This window comes from Enterobacter sp. H2G27, from assembly GCF_054403075.1.
This window is the reverse complement of record NZ_JBSVSI010000001.1, coordinates 38,319-55,403: the sequence shown is the minus strand read 5'-3', so window position 1 is coordinate 55,403 and position 17,085 is coordinate 38,319. Positions and strand designations below refer to the sequence as shown.

The window sequence follows — 17,085 nt, the reverse complement described above, 5'->3', positions numbered from 1 at the left end:
AGCCGGGTGGCGGCTGCGCCTTACCCGGCCTACATTCTCCACTGTATTTTCCCAAGCATTTCGTGTTGCAGGAAGGCGGCAAGTTATGAAATCCCCGGGAGCTGACATAAGTAAGTGACCGGGGTTGAATAACGCAGCCAACGCACCTGCGGCGCGAAAGGAGACGGGAAAATTATTTTGCGTCTGTCGCCGTGCCATTGGCATGCCAGTCAAACACGCCGAACTCGAAGCCCTTCAGGTCGCCCTTCTCGTCCCAGGAGAGTGGCCCCATAACAGTCTGGACCGTATTCGCTTTCAGCCAGGTGGCAATTTCAGCCGGATCGGCTGACTGGTTCAGGCCTGCCTGCAGAGACTGCAGCGCCGCGTAGGTGGTCCAGACGAACGCGCCGCTTGGATCCTGTTTCTTCGCCTTGATGGCATCTACGATAGGTTTGTTCGCAGGGACCTGGTCGTAGTTCTTCGGTTTGGTCACCAGCAGACCTTCGGCTGATTCACCCGCAATGTTAGACAGAGAAACGTTCGCCACGCCTTCCGGGCCCATAAACTGGGTTTTCAGGCCAGCAGCGCGCGCCTGACGCAGGATCTGGCCCATTTCCGGATGGTAGCCGCCGTAGTAAACAAAGTCGATATTCTCTTTCTTCAGACGCGCAACCAGGGTGGAGAAGTCTTTCTCACCGGCGGTGATCCCGTCGAAGAACACCACGTCGGCATTGGCTTTCTTGAGGTTGTCCTGCACTGAACGCGCCAGACCTTCACCGTACTGCTGCTTGTCATGAACGATAGCAATGCGCTTCGGCTTCACTTTTTCAACGATGTATTTCGCCGCGGTTGGGCCCTGGTCTGAGTCCAGGCCGGTGGTGCGCAGGGTCAGCTTGTAGCCACGCGCAGTCAGCTCCGGTGCGGTCGCTGCCGGGGTGATCATCAGAATACCTTCGTCTTCGTAGATGTCAGACGCGGGCTGAGTAGAGGAAGAGCACAGGTGACCGATAACGTATTTGATCCCGTCGTTCACCACTTTGTTCGCGACCGCGACCGCTTGTTTCGGGTCACAGGCATCATCATATTTTACGATCTGCAGTTTTTCGCCTTTGATACCGCCCTTAGCATTAATGTCTGCAACCGCCTGTTCAGCGCCGGTAAATTCCTGGTCGCCGTACTGTGCTACCGGACCGGACATCGCGCCAACCACAGCCACCTTGATGTCTGCCTGTGCCATGGTGCTGAATGCCAACGCGATACATCCTGCCAGTAACGCTTTACCCTTCATGTTCATCCTGAGATTCCCCATTATTATGGTTATTACGATTGTTGTGATGTTGTTGTGCAGCGCTTTATGTCAGTTATAGGTGTGCTGTCCGCGCTTTTTCAGCATACTCTGCTAAAACATACCCGATTTTTATGATTTTGGAATAGCTAATTTGAAATGAATATATGATAAGCCCGGCAGGATTTACCGCCGGGCATGTGGCTTTAACGTGTCAGCGACGCGGAGATAATGTCCAGCGCTTTACGGAACTGCGCTTCAGGGATAGTCAGCGGATAGAGGAAACGAATGACGTTGCCGTAGACGCCGCAGCTCAGCAGAAGCAGCCCTTGGTTCAACGCACGTTCCTGCACCTGGCGGGTAAATTCCGGCGAAGGCTGGCCCGTTTGCGGGTCGTTAAACTCTACCGCCACCATCGAGCCCTGCCCGCGAATGTCAGCGATATACGGGCAGTGTTCCTTGGCTTTGTTGAGCACTTCCACCAGGTGATGGCCGAGATGCGCCGAGCGCGTGCAGAGATCTTCCTCGTCAATCACGTCCAGCACCGCGTGCGCTGCGGCAATCGCCAGCGGATTACCCGCGTAGGTGCCGCCCAGCCCGCCCGGCGCAGGCGCGTCCATCACGTCGGCACGGCCCGATACCGCCGAGAGCGGCATCCCGCCCGCCAGGCTTTTTGCCATGGTGATCAGGTCCGGCTTCACGCAGTGGTGTTCCATCGAGAAAAGCTTGCCGGTGCGGGCGAAGCCGCTTTGCACCTCGTCGGCAATCAGCAAAATACCGTGGGTATCGCACAGGGTGCGAAGAGCCTGCATAAAATCAGCAGGCGCAATGTTGAAGCCGCCCTCCCCCTGAACCGGTTCGAGCATAATCGCCGCGACCTGGTCAGGAGCAATATCCGCTTTAAAGATACGTTCCAGGCTTTTCAACGCCTCAGCGGTGCTGACGCCGTGCAGTTCATTCGGATACTGCGCGTGGTAAACCGAGCCGGGGAAGGGTCCGAAGCCGAGCTTGTACGGCGCAACTTTGCCGGTAAGCGCCATGGTCATAAAGGTGCGGCCGTGGAACGCGCCGCCGAAGGTGATAAGGCCAGGACGTTTGGTATAGGCGCGCGCAATTTTGACCGCGTTTTCGACCGCCTCAGCCCCCGTGGAGAAGAACGCCGTTTTGGCAGGACCTTCTACGGGCACGCGTGCGTTGATACGCTCGGCAAGCGCCACGTAGCCTTCGTACGGCACAATCTGGTAGGCCGTGTGGGTAAACGCGTGGAGTTGTTTTTCGATGGCGGAAATGACTTTGGGATGCCGATGGCCGGTATTCAGCACCGCGATCCCGGCGGCGAAGTCGATATACTCATTGCCTTCCACGTCCCACACCGTGGCGTTTTCGGCTTTATCGGCATAGAAGTTACACATCACGCCGATGCCGCGCGGCGTCGCCTGTAAACGCCGGTCGTTCAGTTCGTTGTTTTTCACCCTGTCCCCCTGAGAAAGTCGCCTGCTTAGCGCATCAGTAAGTGTTTGCCAGGGGGAGGGAATTCGCCAGAGCGGGCGCTAAAAAAACAAAACCCCCAGACTCTCATCCAGGGGTTCTCGGTGTACTTCGCGGAAATTACGCTTCGATAGCGGCGCGAAGTTTTTTCATGGCGTTCTTTTCAAGCTGACGCACACGTTCTGCAGAGACGCCGTAACGGTCAGCCAGCTCCTGCAGCGTGGACTTGTTGTCTTCGTCCAGCCAGCGGGCGCGGATAATATCCTGGCTACGTTCGTCGAGGCCTTCCATCGCATGGGTCAGCTTGTTCGCGGCCTGATCTTCCCAGTTGTCCTCTTCGATGCCATCAGCAAAGTTAGAGGTTTTATCCTGCAGATACAGAACCGGTGCCATCGGCTGGCTGTCGGAGGCGTCGTCGTCGGAGGACATATCAAAGGTCATGTCCTGCGCGGCCATACGGGATTCCATCTCACGCACGTCTTTGCTGGTTACGCCCAGCTCGCGCGCCACCATTTCCACTTCATCCTGGTTGAACCAGCCCAGACGCTGCTTGGTTTTACGCAGGTTAAAGAACAGTTTGCGTTGCGCTTTTGTCGTGGCGACTTTCACGATACGCCAGTTGCGCAGCACGTATTCATGAATTTCTGCTTTGATCCAGTGTACGGCGAAGGAGACGAGTCGCACACCCACTTCCGGGTTAAAGCGACGCACAGCCTTCATCAGACCGATGTTACCTTCCTGAATCAAGTCCGCCTGCGGCAGGCCATAGCCCGCATAATTACGAGCAATGTGAACAACAAAGCGCAGGTGAGACAGGATCAGCTTTTTCGCTGCTTCCAGATCGCCCTGGTAATGCAGCTTTTCAGCAAGCTCCTTTTCTTCCTCGGCCGTTAACATCGGCCAGGTGTTCGCAGCCCGGATATAAGATTCCAGGTTACCAACAGGGGCTAAAGCTAAAGTTTGCATTTCTTTGGTCATTCATTCCTCTCAGTATTTCTTCTGGTCCAGGCTGTCCCCGTCAGGCAACAACCATGCCAAAGCGTTTGAGCAACGAGATTAGCATTCACTCTTTTATCAGACAGTGATTTTATCCACAAGTTCCAGGTGCAACGGTGAATAAATTACGCACAAAATGTGACATGGAGATGATAACAGGGGAAGAGACAACAGGGACGCTTTCCCTGCAGAGCGAACATCTCGGTGCAGGGAAAGATTATATCACGCTTTTATTAGTCGGGAGTAAAGTGACGTAAATGTTGAACGGTTGCCAGCCACGCTGCCACCCACCCAATCATCGAACACACCAGCAGCAGTAACAGGCACTCATCGAACCCTAAGCCACTGATATCAAACTTCGTTCCGAAAACCTGCGCCACTTCAGTCACGGCAGACGAAAGCCGCATCACCAAAATTTCTGACAATATCAGTGAAAGAAATGCGCCGGAAAAACCGAGCAGTGCGCCACCGTAAAGGAACGGTCGGAGGATGAAGCCATCCGTCGCACCAATCAGTTTCTGAACGTTGATGGTATCGCGACGGGCGAAAATGCTCAGGCGCACGCTGTTGCCGATGACGAGGAAGACCGCCGCCACCATCAGCACGCCAATCATCGCCGCGACGCGGCCTACCAACCCGGTGAGAGCAGAAAGGCGCGCAAACCAGCTGTCATCCATGCGCACTTCATCAATGCCCTTAATGCGCGTGATGCGATCGCGCAGGGTGTTAAGCGACTCGGTCCCCTGGAAATCCAGCTTCGGGATCACCACCGCCACGGCGGGCAGCGGGTTCTCTTCAAGCATATCCAGCGCGCCGCCAAAGCCAGACCAGTTACGGAACTCGCCCAGCGCGTCTTCACGTGAGAGATAGTTGACCTTCTCCACGCCCTGCTCGGCCTGAATTTGCCCAACCACCTGGGCCGCCGCGTTATCGTCGAGCGCTTTATCCAGATAGACCGTGATCTGCGGGGACGGATAATACTGTGAGGCCGCCTGGTTGACGTTTTTATAGACCATATAGCAGACGCTTGGAAGCGTCAGAGAAATGGCAATCACCATCACCGTCAGGAACGTCGCCAGCGGTTTGCTTTTCAGGTCCTGCAGCGCGCCGTGGAACGCGTAGCGCACCTGCTCGTTAAACACGTTGGTTTTACGGGAGGCCGGTTTTGGCGCGGCCTTCTGGCGCTTCGGCGCATTACGATTGCCGTCCCCCCCGCCCTGCGGCTTACGGAAACGGTCAAACCGGTTCCCGAACTGCCGAATCTGGTTTATTGCATCACGCTTATTCACCGTGGCCTCCGTGCAAATGACCGTCGCTCAGGGTCAGCATGCGGTACGAACGACGGGAAATCAGCCCGATGTCGTGCGTTGCCATCAATACGGTGACCCCTACGCGGTTAAACTCCTCAAACAGACGCAAAATCCCTTCTGACAGAGCATCGTCCAGGTTACCGGTCGGTTCATCCGCCAGCAGCACCGCAGGCTTGTTCACCACCGCGCGGGCGATACCCACGCGCTGCTGTTCACCGCCGGAGAGCTGGATCGGGAAGTTCTTCGCTTTGTCCAGTAGCCCGACCTTATCCAGCGCCGCAGAGACGCGGCGGCGGATATCGTCATAGCTGGCGCCGGCAATAATCAGCGGAATGGCCACGTTATCGAAAACGGTGCGATCCATCAGCAGGTGGTGATCCTGGAAAATCATACCGATCTGGCGACGCAGGAACGGCACCTCACGGTTTTTCAGGCGGCTGATCTCATGGCCGCTGAAAAAGATCTTCCCGGCGCTTGGCCGCTCGATCCCACAGATAAGCTTGAGCAGGGTACTTTTCCCCGCGCCGGAATGGCCGGTCAGGAATGCCATCTCGCCCGGCTGCAGGTGGAATGTGACCCCCTGCAGCGCTTGTCTCCCACCGAGATAGGCCTTGCTGACGTGTTCAAAGCGAATCATTGTTAGTCCTCTCGGGCAAATAATGCCTCAATAAAGTCGTCCGCCTTAAACGGACGTAAATCCTCAATACGCTCGCCCACACCGATGTAACGGATAGGAATGCCGAACTGGTCAGCCACGGAGAAAATCACCCCGCCTTTCGCGGTGCCGTCCAGTTTGGTCAGCGTGATCCCCGTCAGTCCTACCGCTTCATGGAACAGCTTCGCCTGGCTGATGGCGTTCTGTCCGGTGCTGGCATCAATGGTCAGCATAATTTCATGCGGTGCGTCTTCGTCCAGCTTCTTCATGACGCGAACAATTTTCTTCAATTCTTCCATCAGGTGCGATTTGTTCTGCAAACGCCCTGCGGTATCGGCAATCAGCACGTCCACGTTGCGCGCCTTCGCCGCCTGGATGGCGTCAAAGATAACGGACGCGGAATCCGCGCCGGTATGCTGGGCAATCACCGGAATGTTGTTGCGCTGGCCCCACACCTGCAGCTGCTCAACCGCCGCTGCACGGAAGGTATCGCCCGCCGCCAGCATCACCGATTTGCCCTGCTGCTCGAACTGGCGCGCCAGCTTGCCGATGGTGGTGGTTTTACCCACGCCGTTCACGCCGACCATCAGAATAACAAATGGCGTTTTGCCTTCAATATTAAGCGGTTCGTCAACTTTTGCGAGAATTTCACCCATCTCGTCTTTCAGCAGGCCGTACAGCGCTTCGGCGTCGCGCAGCTGTTTGCGGCTCGCCCCTTCGGTCAGATTGGCGATGATCTTACGGGTAGTTTCTACCCCAACGTCAGCAATCAGCAGTTGTTCTTCCAGCTCTTCAAACAGATCGTCGTCGATCTTCTTGCCGCGGAACAGACTGATAAATCCGGAACCTAAGTTTTCTTTGGTTTTAAGCAGGCTGCGCTTCAGGCGCGCGAAGAAACCTTCTTTGGTCGGTTTTTCCTGCTCCTGAACGATCTCGTCTTCGGCCTGCTCTTCTACCGGCACAACGATGACCGCTTCTTCAGCTGCCTCCGCCGCCAGCGCCTGGGCTTCCAGCTCGTCGTCGGTCAGCTCTGGCTCAAGCGTCGCTTCTTCTTCCACCGCCTCAACGATTTCAACGGTTTCCGCTTCGGCCTGCCACTCTTCGGCAGACACCGCTTCGTCTTTGACCTCTTCCGGCAGCGGCAGCTCTTCATGCTCGTTAACGGCCTGTGGCGCTTCGGTAACGGCTTCGACGATAATCGGTTCTGGCTTCTCGTTCTCCTGAACCTGTTCAGTGACTTCAATCACCTCTTGTGCAAAGGATTCAATTTCTTCTTTGCTGTGCGCCGTTTCTTCCGCTTCGACAACCGCGGCGGTTTCTACAGGCGTTTCAGGCTGCGACTGCTCTTCAACGGCTTGTTGCTCTTCGGTTTTCTGTTCTGTTTCTTGCTCTTTTTCACCGAAGCCCAGCCAGGAAAAGAAGCCACGTTTTTTTTGTTTTGCCATCTGCGACTACACTCCTCGCGGCGCTATATACATGGAAGCTAAAAAAATGATGAAATAGTCTAACACTTTACTTAATTGACATCACCGCCCGCAATCGCAGGCCAATTGTTAACAGAGCTTTCCTGAGATGAAGAAACCCAACCGCGCCCCGGCCGGTCAAATTCGTATTATCGGCGGTCAGTGGCGAGGCCGGAAATTACCGGTGCCGGACAGCCCCGGTTTACGCCCAACTACCGACCGCGTGCGCGAGACGCTGTTTAACTGGCTGGCTCCGTCTATGGTAGACGCCCACTGTCTGGACTGCTTCGCCGGAAGCGGCGCCCTCGGGCTGGAAGCGCTGTCGCGCTATGCCGCCAGCGCCACGCTGCTGGAGATGGAGCGCGGCGTTGCGCAGACGCTGCAGCAAAATCTGGCGACGCTGAAGGCGAGCAACGCCAAAGTGGTGAACACCAACACGCTGAGCTTCCTCGCGCAAAAGGGCACGCCGCATAACGTGGTGTTTGTCGACCCGCCGTTCCGCAAGGGGCTGCTTGAAGAGACGTTATCCCTGCTGGAGCAAAACGGCTGGCTGGCGGATGACGCGCTAATTTATGTTGAAAGCGAAGTGGAAAACGGTTTACCGCCGGTTCCCGCCCACTGGGATCTGCACCGTGAAAAAGTGGCAGGTCAGGTTGCTTATCGTCTTTATCACCGTCAGGCACAAGGAGGATCCGATGCCGGTACTGATTAACCTGGGACGCTTGCTGATGCTGGGCGTCTGGGCGTTCTTGATTCTGAATCTGGTGCACCCGTTCCCGCGCCCGATGAACATTTTCGTTAACGTGGCGCTGATTTTCACGTCGTTTATGCACGCCCTGCAGATGGTGATGCTGAAAAACGGCCTGCCGAAAGACGGCCCGCAGATGACGGGCTGGCAGCAGCTGCGCGTCTTTATTTTCGGCGTGTTTGAGCTGCTGGTGTGGATGAAGAAGTTTAAGGCGCAGGTGAAGAAGTAAGGTGCGGCCTGATGCCCTCACCCTAACCCTCTCCCACAGGGAGAGGGAAACGATCGCGCATTACTCAGCCCTAAAATCTTCAAACCGCGACCCTTTGTAACTCAGCGTTCCTTTCTCTCCCACCGTCAGCTGGTGGTACTGTTGCGCCTCCAGGCGGAAGGTCATCTCAAGGCCGCCCGTTTCCGGCTTAAAGCTCGCTTCATAGCGCATGCTGGTTCCTGCAGGCGTCACCTGCTGCTGGCGCGAGCGGCGGTCGTTGAGCGGCTTCTCACGCTTGTTCGTCACCACCACGCGCTTTTGCATCAGCGGTGCGGCATCGTTATCCGCCTTCTCGCGGCGCTGCTGCACGAAACGAAACGAGGCGGCAATGACGATAATCGCCACCACGATAATGAAAAAAAGCGGCATCTTGCTCATTGAAAAATCCCATCAGATTATGCGGAATTCAGGATACCTTGCCTTCCCCACCATTGCCAAACGCCCGCCCGCGTCACTACACTGGATCAGAAACTGATTATTCAGGCTTAACAGATACAGGGAGTTAATATGCTTTGGTCATTTATCGCTGTCTGTTTTTCCGCATGGCTTTATGTCGATGCGTCGTACCGTGGTCCCACCTGGCAGCGCTGGTTGTTTAAACCGGTCACGCTGCTGCTCCTGCTTCTGCTGGCCTGGCAAGCGCCAATGTTTAACGCCGTCAGCTATCTGGTGCTCGCCGGGCTGTGCGCCTCTCTGATTGGCGATGCCCTGACCCTGCTGCCGCGCCAGCGCCTGCTGTATGCCGTAGGGGCATTTTTCCTGTCGCATCTGCTGTATACCATCTACTTCGCCAGCCAGATGACGCTCTCTTTCTTCTGGCCGCTGCCGCTGGTCCTGCTGGTGATTGGCGCCCTGCTGATCGCGGTGATCTGGTCGCGTCTGGAAGAGATGCGTTTGCCGGTTTGTACGTTTATCGCCATGACGCTGGTAATGGTATGGCTGGCAGGTGAACTGTGGTTTTTTCGTCCGACCGCTCCGGCGATGTCAGCGTTCTTCGGCGCCGCACTGCTGCTGATCGGGAACGTCGTCTGGCTGGGCAGCCACTATCGCCGCCGCTTCCGGGCGGATAACGCGATTGCCGCCGCCTGTTACTTTGCCGGGCATTTCCTTATTGTGCGTTCGCTGTATATCTAAATAGCGCTTGACTCTGGAGTCGACTCCAGAGTGTATGCTGCGGTTAATGAGAAAATTATCATTGCCGGAGACTGCCATGTCGACTCCAGAAATACCTAAAAAAGTTCCTCAATTCTCGGCACTTAAGCTCAGCCCGGCTCTGTCGAAAGACGACTGCTGCTGCGAAGGCGCGTGTGAAACGCAAACTCAACCCCTTCCTGAAAGCGGCAACCGCTACAGCTGGGTCGTCAACGGCATGGACTGCGCCGCCTGCGCGCGCAAAGTGGAAAACGCCGTCAAACAGGTGCCGGGCGTGAGTCACGTTCAGGTGCTGTTCGCCACCGAAAAGCTGCTGGTTAGCGCCGATAACGACGTCAGCAAGCAGGTTGAAGCCGCCGTCAGCAAGGCGGGTTATACCCTGCGCAGCGAAACGGCGCCCGTTGAAAAAGTCTCCTCCCTGAAAGAAAACCTGCCGCTCATTACCCTCATCATCATGATGTCCCTGAGCTGGGGTCTGGAGCAGATTAACCACCCGTTCGGCAATCTGGCGTTTATCGCCACCACCCTGGTCGGTCTGTTCCCGATTGCCCGTCAGGCGCTGCGCCTGATGAAAAGCGGCAGCTGGTTTGCCATCGAAACGCTGATGAGCGTGGCGGCCATCGGCGCGCTGTTCATTGGCGCGACGGCAGAAGCGGCGATGGTGCTGCTGCTGTTCTTAATCGGCGAACGTCTTGAGGGCTGGGCGGCGAGCCGGGCGCGTAAAGGGGTCAGCGCGCTGATGGCGCTGAAGCCGGAAACAGCCATTCGCGTGGTAAACGGTACGCGTGAAACGGTCGCCATCACTACGCTGCGTCCGGGCGACGTGATAGAAGTCGCGGCAGGCGGACGCCTGCCTGCAGACGGCGCGCTGCTTACCGCCACCGCAAGCTTTGATGAAAGCGCCCTGACCGGCGAGTCCATTCCGGTTGAACGTGAGGCGGGTGAAAAAGTGCCTGCAGGCGCCACCAGCGTCGATCGTCTGGTACAGCTCACCGTGCTTTCCGAGCCAGGCGACAGCGCCATCGACCGTATCCTGAAGCTGATTGAAGAGGCTGAGGAGCGCCGCGCGCCGGTCGAACGCTTTATCGACCGCTTCAGCCGGATCTACACGCCCGCCATTATGCTGGTGGCCCTGCTGGTTACCGTCGTCCCACCGCTGTTCTTTGGCGCGCCGTGGGAGGGCTGGATTTATAAAGGGCTGACGCTGCTTCTGATCGGCTGCCCATGCGCGCTGGTGATTTCCACCCCGGCGGCGATTACGTCCGGTCTGGCGGCTGCGGCACGTCGCGGGGCGCTGATTAAGGGCGGCGCGGCGCTGGAGCAGCTCAGCCAGGTCCAGCATATCGCTTTTGATAAAACCGGTACGCTGACCGTGGGCAAGCCGCAGGTGACCGGCGTGTATCCGCAGGATATCAGTGAGGATGAACTGCTGACCCTGGCCGCCGCCGTTGAACAGGGCTCCACCCATCCGCTGGCGCAGGCGATTGTGCGTGAAGCGCAGTCGCGCGGACTAAACATACCTCCGGCAACCGCCCAGCGGGCGCTGGTAGGGTCAGGGATTGAGGCCACCGTTGACGGTAAAAAGGTGCTGATTGTCGCGGCGGGTAAGTCTTCTACTCCAGAGGTGGAGACGTTAGAACAGACCGGACAGACTGTCGTGACCGTCATGCAGGACGGCACCGCAAAAGGGATGCTGGCGCTACGCGACACCCTGCGCGATGACGCAAAAGAGGCCGTGGCGGCGCTGCATCAGCTGGGCGTGAAGGGCGTGATTCTCACCGGTGATAACCCTCGCGCGGCGGCAGCGATTGCCGGTGAGCTGGGGCTGGCGTTTAAAGCCGGATTGCTGCCTGCGGATAAGGTCAGCGCGGTGACGGAACTGAACGCTCAGGCTCCGCTGGCGATGGTCGGTGACGGGATTAACGATGCCCCGGCGATGAAAGCGTCCACCATTGGTATTGCGATGGGTAGCGGTACTGACGTGGCGCTGGAGACCGCCGACGCGGCGCTGACCCACAACCGCCTGACCGGGCTGGCCCAGATGATCGATCTTGCGCGCGCGACGCGGGCCAATATCCGTCAGAACATCGGCATCGCGCTCGGGCTGAAGGGGATTTTCCTGGTGACGACCCTGCTCGGCATGACCGGACTGTGGCTGGCGGTGCTGGCGGATACCGGGGCAACGGTGCTGGTGACGGCGAACGCGCTTCGGCTGCTGCGTCGCCGGTAAAAAAACGCCCGGTGGCGCTAACGCTACCGGGCCTACATTTCCTGCCAGATCGTGGATCGGGTAAGACGAAGCCGCCACCCGACTTTTTTATAAGAAATAGCTCATCGCCAGGCCTAAAAACAGCACCAGACCGACGTAGTTATTGTTCATAAACGCCTTGAAGCAGGCATCACGTTCACGCTTAGCGATCAGCTTCTGCTGATAAGCAAACAGCAGCCCCGCCACCAGCACGGACCAGTAAAACTCCCAGTTCAGCCCGTTCAGGCGGCCAATCGCCACCATCAGCGCCAATACCGCGACCTGCAGGATACCGATAATCAGCTTGTCGTGACGACCAAAGAGGATGGCGGTGGATTTGATGCCGATTTTCAGGTCATCGTCGCGGTCTACCATTGCATATTGCGTGTCGTAAGCCACCGCCCAGAGAATGTTCGCCAGGAACATCAGCCAGCAGCTGAGCGGTAAGGACTCACTAACCGCCGCAAACGCCATCGGAATCGACCAGCCAAACGCCGCGCCCAACACCACCTGAGGCAGGTGGGTATAGCGCTTCATAAACGGATAAACCCAGGCCAGGGCCAGCGCCGCAATGGAAAGCAGAATGGTCATGGTGTTCAGGGTTAACACCAGCAGGAAAGAGAGCAGCACCAGAACAATAAACAGCACGCGGGCTTCTTTCCCGGTGACCTGCCCGCTGGGTAACGGACGACCGGCAGTACGCTTAACATGACCGTCGAATTTACGATCGGCATAGTCATTCACCACGCAGCCCGCCGCGCGCATCAGCCAGACGCCGGCAACGAACACGCCCAGGATCCACAGCGGCGGCACGCCCGGCGTGGCAAGCCACAGCGCCCAGAGGGTCGGCCACAGCAGCAGCAACGCGCCAATCGGTTTATCGGTACGCATTAAGCGGTGATACGCCAACAGCTTATTCTGCGTCAGGCTCCACTCCATTTTTTCTTCCTCTTAGTACAACGGTGATGCCGGTAAAAAAAGCTCCGTCAGTATTAACGGTTTACCGCTCAGGCGAAGGCGGGAACGACGCCCCCACAGTTCAGCATCACGACCAATCTCAATAAAATCCCGGGTAAGCTCAGACGAGGTGAAAAGGTAACGCCCCAGAGGCGTTTTCCCCAGACGTTGCAGTGCCAGCTCTGGCCCGGAAAGGGTGGACTCGGGCACTACCGTCCGTCCGGCAAGCCACGGCTCGCCATCGGCACAGAGCAAAATTTCGCGCAGCCAGTAACGTGGCTCGTGCGGCAGCAGCGGCAGCTCGTTGGCGATCTCATCGCCAGAGACAAACCCTTCCTGAATCAGGGTCACCGTGACCGTTTTACCCTGTTGCTCAAAACGTTTCGTCATGGAATCTTCCAGCAGCAACCAGTCGAGCTGCTGCGGATCAAGCGCAGGTATTTGGTCGAAATAGCGCAGCGCACGCAGTTGCGTTAGCGCAGGGTGTGACATGCCAGACTCTCCGATACATAACGTAATGGCATTGTATCGCAGAAACACGGATTGAGGGGGGCCAAACGTTATTTAACGATCACGATCGCAACATGGGCGCAACAGCCTGGCCGATACGAAAAAAAGTGCGCCCACTCAGGCGCACCAAACTACTAACAAATCAGCACTGTGGGGAAACGGTTACCCCTTGCCTTTTACACTGCTGATAAAGGTGGAACGGGCAGTGGTTGAACCTAAACGTTCGGCTTCATCAAGCAGCTTCAGCGCTTTATCGACATCGCCGCGCTTCACCGCCTGCTTAATGGCGTTGTTGAAGTACTCTTCGGTGTCGTTCAGTACCGGCTCGGCTTTCTTCGCCGAGGCAGGCGCTGCAGTCGCTACCGGTGCGGCTGCCGTGGCAGCGGGTGCGGTATAGGCAGGTGCAGCGGTGTTGCCTACGGTGACAGGGCCGGTACCGGAGGAGCCAAACAGCGGTCCGACCAGGACGCTGGACGCACTGTTGGTCGACACTTTCAGCTTCACAAGGCCGTCAGTGGTGTGGCGGGCGATCGGGTCCGGGATATCCGGCACGGCGTTACCTACGCCTTTGGCATAGGCCTTAGCGGGATCAAGCAGCGTGGTGGTTTGCTGCAAATCTTTTTCCGTGGTGAAGACGAGTACATAAATTTTCTGCTGACCCAGCGCAGGCGTCAGTCGCATTACCCCTTCGAGGCGGTCTGCGCTCATGACGCCGGGTTCCTGATAGGTAAAGTATTCGCTCGGGAAGAACGCAGAAGGCGTCATGTTCTGGTCAAAAATCAGCACGTTAGGTGCAAAGACGCTGGTCTGCTTATTAACTTCACTGGAGAGCGTTAACGTCAGTTCACCTATGTTAGCGGGCACGCTGTACGCGACCACCGGGCCACTGATGCCCGGAACATTAAGCGGTTGCCCACCCGTCGAGAGCTGGGTCGTTTGGGCTTTAGATTGATCGACAGGCGTCCAGACAAGCTGTTGCAACGCAGCTGCTGGTATGGCCGGCGCGGATGTAGTGTTTTGCGGAACGAAATTCACATTAGCGAGCGTTACTGCAGGCGCGCTCGCCAGCAGCCCTGCGGATAAACAAAGGGCAAGGAGAGTTTTGTTCATTTTCATTGTTATCACCTCAAAATGCACAGGTCAGCGGTAGCCAGGCAATAGCGCGCCGTCCCAAGGATTGAGGGGCTTACGCCCCTCAGTTTGGTCATTACGTCAGGTTAAGACGGTATTACCACCAGATTTCCATCTGGGCGCCGAAGGACCACTCATCGCTGTCACCACGGCTAGTGGTTGTGAAGCCGGAGTTATTGTCGGCGGCGTATTTCAGGACTTTATCGCCGTTTTTGATGTAACCCCAGTTCTCATCCCACTTGGCGTAGGTTGCAAAGATACGCAGCGCCGGACGAGACCAAATGCTGTCGCCAGCCTGCCACTGTTGTGCCAGGGTAATTTTGTACTGGTTGTTACGATCGCCAGTCTGCTGTGACTTAACGTTGTCGTAACCGACTTCAAGCAGGGTACTCATGATTGGCGTCCACTTGTACATTGGACGAACACCAACGGTCCACCAGTCGGTACCGAGGTCGTTATCAAGATCCAGTTTCTGGTACATACCGACGTACATCAGATCCCACTTATCGCCGAGGGAGATGGCACCGTGATCCAGCACGCGCCACAGCTTACCGTTGTTATTGATGTAGTCATCAACATAGTGGGTAACTGAGCCATCGTCATTTTTAATATCGAAGGTCGAACCGTAGGAACCTTGTGAAAGGCCTTTGCCCTGAGTGGTCATCGCGTCCGTTGCATACTGAACAACGAACTTGTTATAGCCCTTCAGCATGCTCTGGGTGTGTTCAGCGGTGAACATCCAGCCGTCTTTCGACGCGCCGTCTGCATAGCTGTAACCATCAGTTTTATTGGAACGTCCATAGTCGACGCCCAGTTCCAGAGTACCGTTCGGGTTGGTCTCCAGTCCCGCCAGACGCATGTCAAACACGTCGTTCGCCGTATCTTTCGATTTGTCATAGATATTCTGGCTGCTAAATGTGTAGGAACCACCCGCTTCCTGAGAACGGGTCGCTGCCAGAGACAGTTTACCGAAGCCCAGATCGACGTTTTCGATACCCGCACCAGGACCAGAAATATCCCAGTAGTAGAAGTCGATCATGTGAACGTCATGACGCTGGTAGAAGCGCTTACCGGCCCAGATAGTCGAACCTGGCAGCCATTCAATCAGGTTTTTTCCCTGCACGTTGGCTTCACGGAACGCCGGGTTAGTGGCTTCCCAGTCGTTCTGCTGCCCCACGGAGTACGCTACGTTGGTGTCGAAGTAGAAGCTCTTATCACCTTCTTTCCACACTTCCTGGCCCAGTTTAATCTCGGCGTAAGTTTCACATTCGTTACCGAGACGGTATTTACTTTGAGCACCGGTTGCCTGGAAGCACTGTTGTTCGCCGCCACTACCCGTCCAGCCAATACCGGAACGAGCATAACCATGGAAATCCACGGCCATTGCCTGAGCAGACATTACGCCCGCTGCGACGGCAACTGCCAGAGGAAGTTTGCGCAGAGTAATCATCATTCTATCTCCTGAGATCATTGCTTTTCTTTGAACACTTCACCTGTCGGTTTCGTGTCTTCTTTTGGGATTGCTTAAACGCCTGGCTCTTTGTGCAACCGACGACATGCAGTGCCATCCTCACGGAACAGATGGCAACGCTCTGGCGGCAAGCCGATAGCGAATGTGGCACCCTCTTCTACCAACACCACGTCGTTCTGGCGGTAGACCAGGTTCTGACGGATGGCGGGGATCTGGATATGAATCTGTGTTTCGTGACCAAGCTGTTCGACGACCTGAACGTCACCTTCCAGGGTCACATCAGCGATGTGGCTCGGCAGCAGATGCTCAGGGCGAATACCGAGGGACATGTTTGCCCCGACCTGTACGTTGGCGCTGTCGACCGGCAGCCAGACCTGCTGGCGGTTTGGCAGCTCCACCTGTACCTGTTCAATGGCTGTCGCGGTCACTTTGACGGGCAGGAAGTTCATCTTTGGCGAGCCAATGAAGCCCGCAACAAAGCGGTCTGCCGGGTAGTGATACAGCTCCAGCGGTTTACCCACCTGCGCCACGCGACCGGCATCCAGCACCACGATTTTGTCGGCGAGGGTCATCGCTTCGACCTGATCGTGGGTGACGTAAATCATCGTGCGGCCAAGACGCTTGTGCAGACGGGAGATTTCGATACGCATCTGGACGCGCAGGGCGGCATCCAGGTTGGAAAGCGGTTCGTCGAGCAGGAAGACGCGCGGCTCGGCGACCAGGGTACGGCCAATCGCCACGCGCTGACGCTGACCGCCGGAAAGCGCTTTCGGCTTACGCTCCAGCAGGTGCGCCAGCTGTAATACTTCAGCTACCTGCGTCACGCGCTGGTTAATGACCTCTTTCTTCGCGCCGGCCAGCTTCAGGCCAAAGGACATGTTCTCGGCAACGGAAAGATGGGGATAGAGTGCATAAGACTGGAACACCATGCCTACGCCACGTTCGGCAGGCGGGATGTCATTCATTCGGGTATCACCAATCAGCAGGTCGCCGCTGGTGATGGTTTCAAGACCGGCAATCATACGCAGCAGAGTAGATTTACCACAGCCTGATGGGCCAACAAACACCACGAATTCGCCTTCGTTGATGTCCAGATTGATGTCTTTCGACACCACAACGTCACCCCAGGCTTTCGTTACATTACGCAGCTGTACGCTCGCCATGCCCTTCTCCCTTCGTTACAACCTGTCACCGACAGAAACATTCAAGATAAGTTCACTATGGGGTATCCATTACTTTCCCGAATCCTCCACCCCCCGCCTTTTTTATGGGGGAGGAGGCGGGAGGATGAGAGAGCAGGCTCTGCGACCGCCGTGGGAGGGCTGAGGCAAAATTCGTGAAGCCGCCTGCAAAATTCGGTGGGTTTTTATGTGCGCCAGCACTCATAACTTAAATTTATGCAACGGAGATCACACAAACGGGGG

General features: G+C 56.7%; 16 protein-coding genes. 4 read left to right on the top strand and 12 right to left on the bottom strand.

Translation table 11 applies throughout. The features are described from left to right. Window positions 1-172: 172 nt before the first annotated feature. The 6 genes from livJ to ftsY form a co-directional block, all read right to left on the bottom strand. Window positions 173-1,273, bottom strand: coding sequence for a branched chain amino acid ABC transporter substrate-binding protein LivJ (livJ, locus tag ACW9E7_RS00230; RefSeq protein ID WP_143344528.1), 1,101 nt, complete (start codon window positions 1,271-1,273; stop codon window positions 173-175). 197 nt (window positions 1,274-1,470) lie between these two features. Beyond that, window positions 1,471-2,736 (bottom strand): 4-aminobutyrate--2-oxoglutarate transaminase, encoded by a 1,266-nt coding sequence (locus tag ACW9E7_RS00225; RefSeq protein WP_458727060.1) that lies wholly within the window; start codon window positions 2,734-2,736, stop codon window positions 1,471-1,473. A gap of 136 nt (window positions 2,737-2,872) precedes the next feature. Next, window positions 2,873-3,730: an RNA polymerase sigma factor RpoH gene (gene rpoH, locus ACW9E7_RS00220; RefSeq protein WP_115876938.1), complete on the bottom strand. Its 858-nt coding sequence runs from the start codon at window positions 3,728-3,730 to the stop codon at window positions 2,873-2,875. A gap of 251 nt (window positions 3,731-3,981) precedes the next feature. Beyond that, window positions 3,982-5,037 (bottom strand): permease-like cell division protein FtsX, encoded by a 1,056-nt coding sequence (gene ftsX, locus ACW9E7_RS00215; protein ID WP_111965831.1) that lies wholly within the window; start codon window positions 5,035-5,037, stop codon window positions 3,982-3,984. Beyond that, window positions 5,030-5,695: a cell division ATP-binding protein FtsE gene (ftsE, locus tag ACW9E7_RS00210; protein ID WP_045402529.1), complete on the bottom strand. Its 666-nt coding sequence runs from the start codon at window positions 5,693-5,695 to the stop codon at window positions 5,030-5,032. Before ftsE ends, ftsX begins: the two co-directional genes overlap by 8 nt. A 2-nt stretch (window positions 5,696-5,697) precedes the next feature. After that, on the bottom strand, window positions 5,698-7,158 hold the full coding sequence (gene ftsY / locus ACW9E7_RS00205; protein WP_458727059.1) for a signal recognition particle-docking protein FtsY: 1,461 nt from the start codon (window positions 7,156-7,158) through the stop codon (window positions 5,698-5,700). A 127-nt stretch (window positions 7,159-7,285) separates the two neighbouring features. On the opposite strand from ftsY, the gene rsmD reads away from it, so the two are divergent. Both rsmD and ACW9E7_RS00195 read left to right on the top strand, forming a co-directional pair. Beyond that, complete coding sequence (rsmD, locus tag ACW9E7_RS00200; protein ID WP_023310014.1) at window positions 7,286-7,888, top strand: 16S rRNA (guanine(966)-N(2))-methyltransferase; 603 nt, start codon at window positions 7,286-7,288, stop codon at window positions 7,886-7,888. Continuing rightward, window positions 7,872-8,153, top strand: a complete 282-nt coding sequence (locus tag ACW9E7_RS00195; RefSeq protein WP_010436509.1) for a DUF1145 family protein — start codon at window positions 7,872-7,874, stop codon at window positions 8,151-8,153. The genes rsmD and ACW9E7_RS00195 overlap by 17 nt, the downstream gene beginning before the upstream one ends. Window positions 8,154-8,213: 60 nt before the next feature. Here ACW9E7_RS00195 and ACW9E7_RS00190 read toward each other — a convergent pair whose 3' ends face one another. Next, on the bottom strand, window positions 8,214-8,570 hold the full coding sequence (locus ACW9E7_RS00190) for a DUF2500 domain-containing protein (RefSeq protein ID WP_115876941.1): 357 nt from the start codon (window positions 8,568-8,570) through the stop codon (window positions 8,214-8,216). A 129-nt stretch (window positions 8,571-8,699) separates the two neighbouring features. On the opposite strand from ACW9E7_RS00190, the gene ACW9E7_RS00185 reads away from it, so the two are divergent. Next, window positions 8,700-9,326, top strand: coding sequence for a lysoplasmalogenase (locus tag ACW9E7_RS00185; protein WP_024906687.1), 627 nt, complete (start codon window positions 8,700-8,702; stop codon window positions 9,324-9,326). 76 nt (window positions 9,327-9,402) lie between these two features. Continuing rightward, complete coding sequence (gene zntA / locus ACW9E7_RS00180; protein WP_458727058.1) at window positions 9,403-11,574, top strand: Zn(II)/Cd(II)/Pb(II) translocating P-type ATPase ZntA; 2,172 nt, start codon at window positions 9,403-9,405, stop codon at window positions 11,572-11,574. 87 nt (window positions 11,575-11,661) lie between these two features. Here the strand turns inward: zntA and ubiA are convergent, their stop codons facing one another. From ubiA to malK, 5 genes are all read right to left on the bottom strand, one after another. Then, window positions 11,662-12,531 carry a 4-hydroxybenzoate octaprenyltransferase gene (gene ubiA / locus ACW9E7_RS00175; RefSeq protein ID WP_143344521.1) on the bottom strand — a complete coding sequence of 290 codons (870 nt, stop codon included), beginning with the start codon at window positions 12,529-12,531 and terminating at the stop codon, window positions 11,662-11,664. 12 nt (window positions 12,532-12,543) lie between these two features. Then, complete coding sequence (ubiC, locus tag ACW9E7_RS00170) at window positions 12,544-13,041, bottom strand: chorismate lyase (protein ID WP_021242729.1); 498 nt, start codon at window positions 13,039-13,041, stop codon at window positions 12,544-12,546. Window positions 13,042-13,221: 180 nt separating this feature from the next. Then, window positions 13,222-14,175 carry a maltose operon protein MalM gene (malM, locus tag ACW9E7_RS00165; protein WP_458727057.1) on the bottom strand — a complete coding sequence of 318 codons (954 nt, stop codon included), beginning with the start codon at window positions 14,173-14,175 and terminating at the stop codon, window positions 13,222-13,224. A gap of 112 nt (window positions 14,176-14,287) precedes the next feature. Continuing rightward, window positions 14,288-15,643, bottom strand: coding sequence for a maltoporin (locus ACW9E7_RS00160; protein WP_458727056.1), 1,356 nt, complete (start codon window positions 15,641-15,643; stop codon window positions 14,288-14,290). A 71-nt stretch (window positions 15,644-15,714) separates the two neighbouring features. Next, window positions 15,715-16,824: a maltose/maltodextrin ABC transporter ATP-binding protein MalK gene (gene malK / locus ACW9E7_RS00155; RefSeq protein ID WP_023310005.1), complete on the bottom strand. Its 1,110-nt coding sequence runs from the start codon at window positions 16,822-16,824 to the stop codon at window positions 15,715-15,717. Window positions 16,825-17,085: the final 261 nt, after the last annotated feature.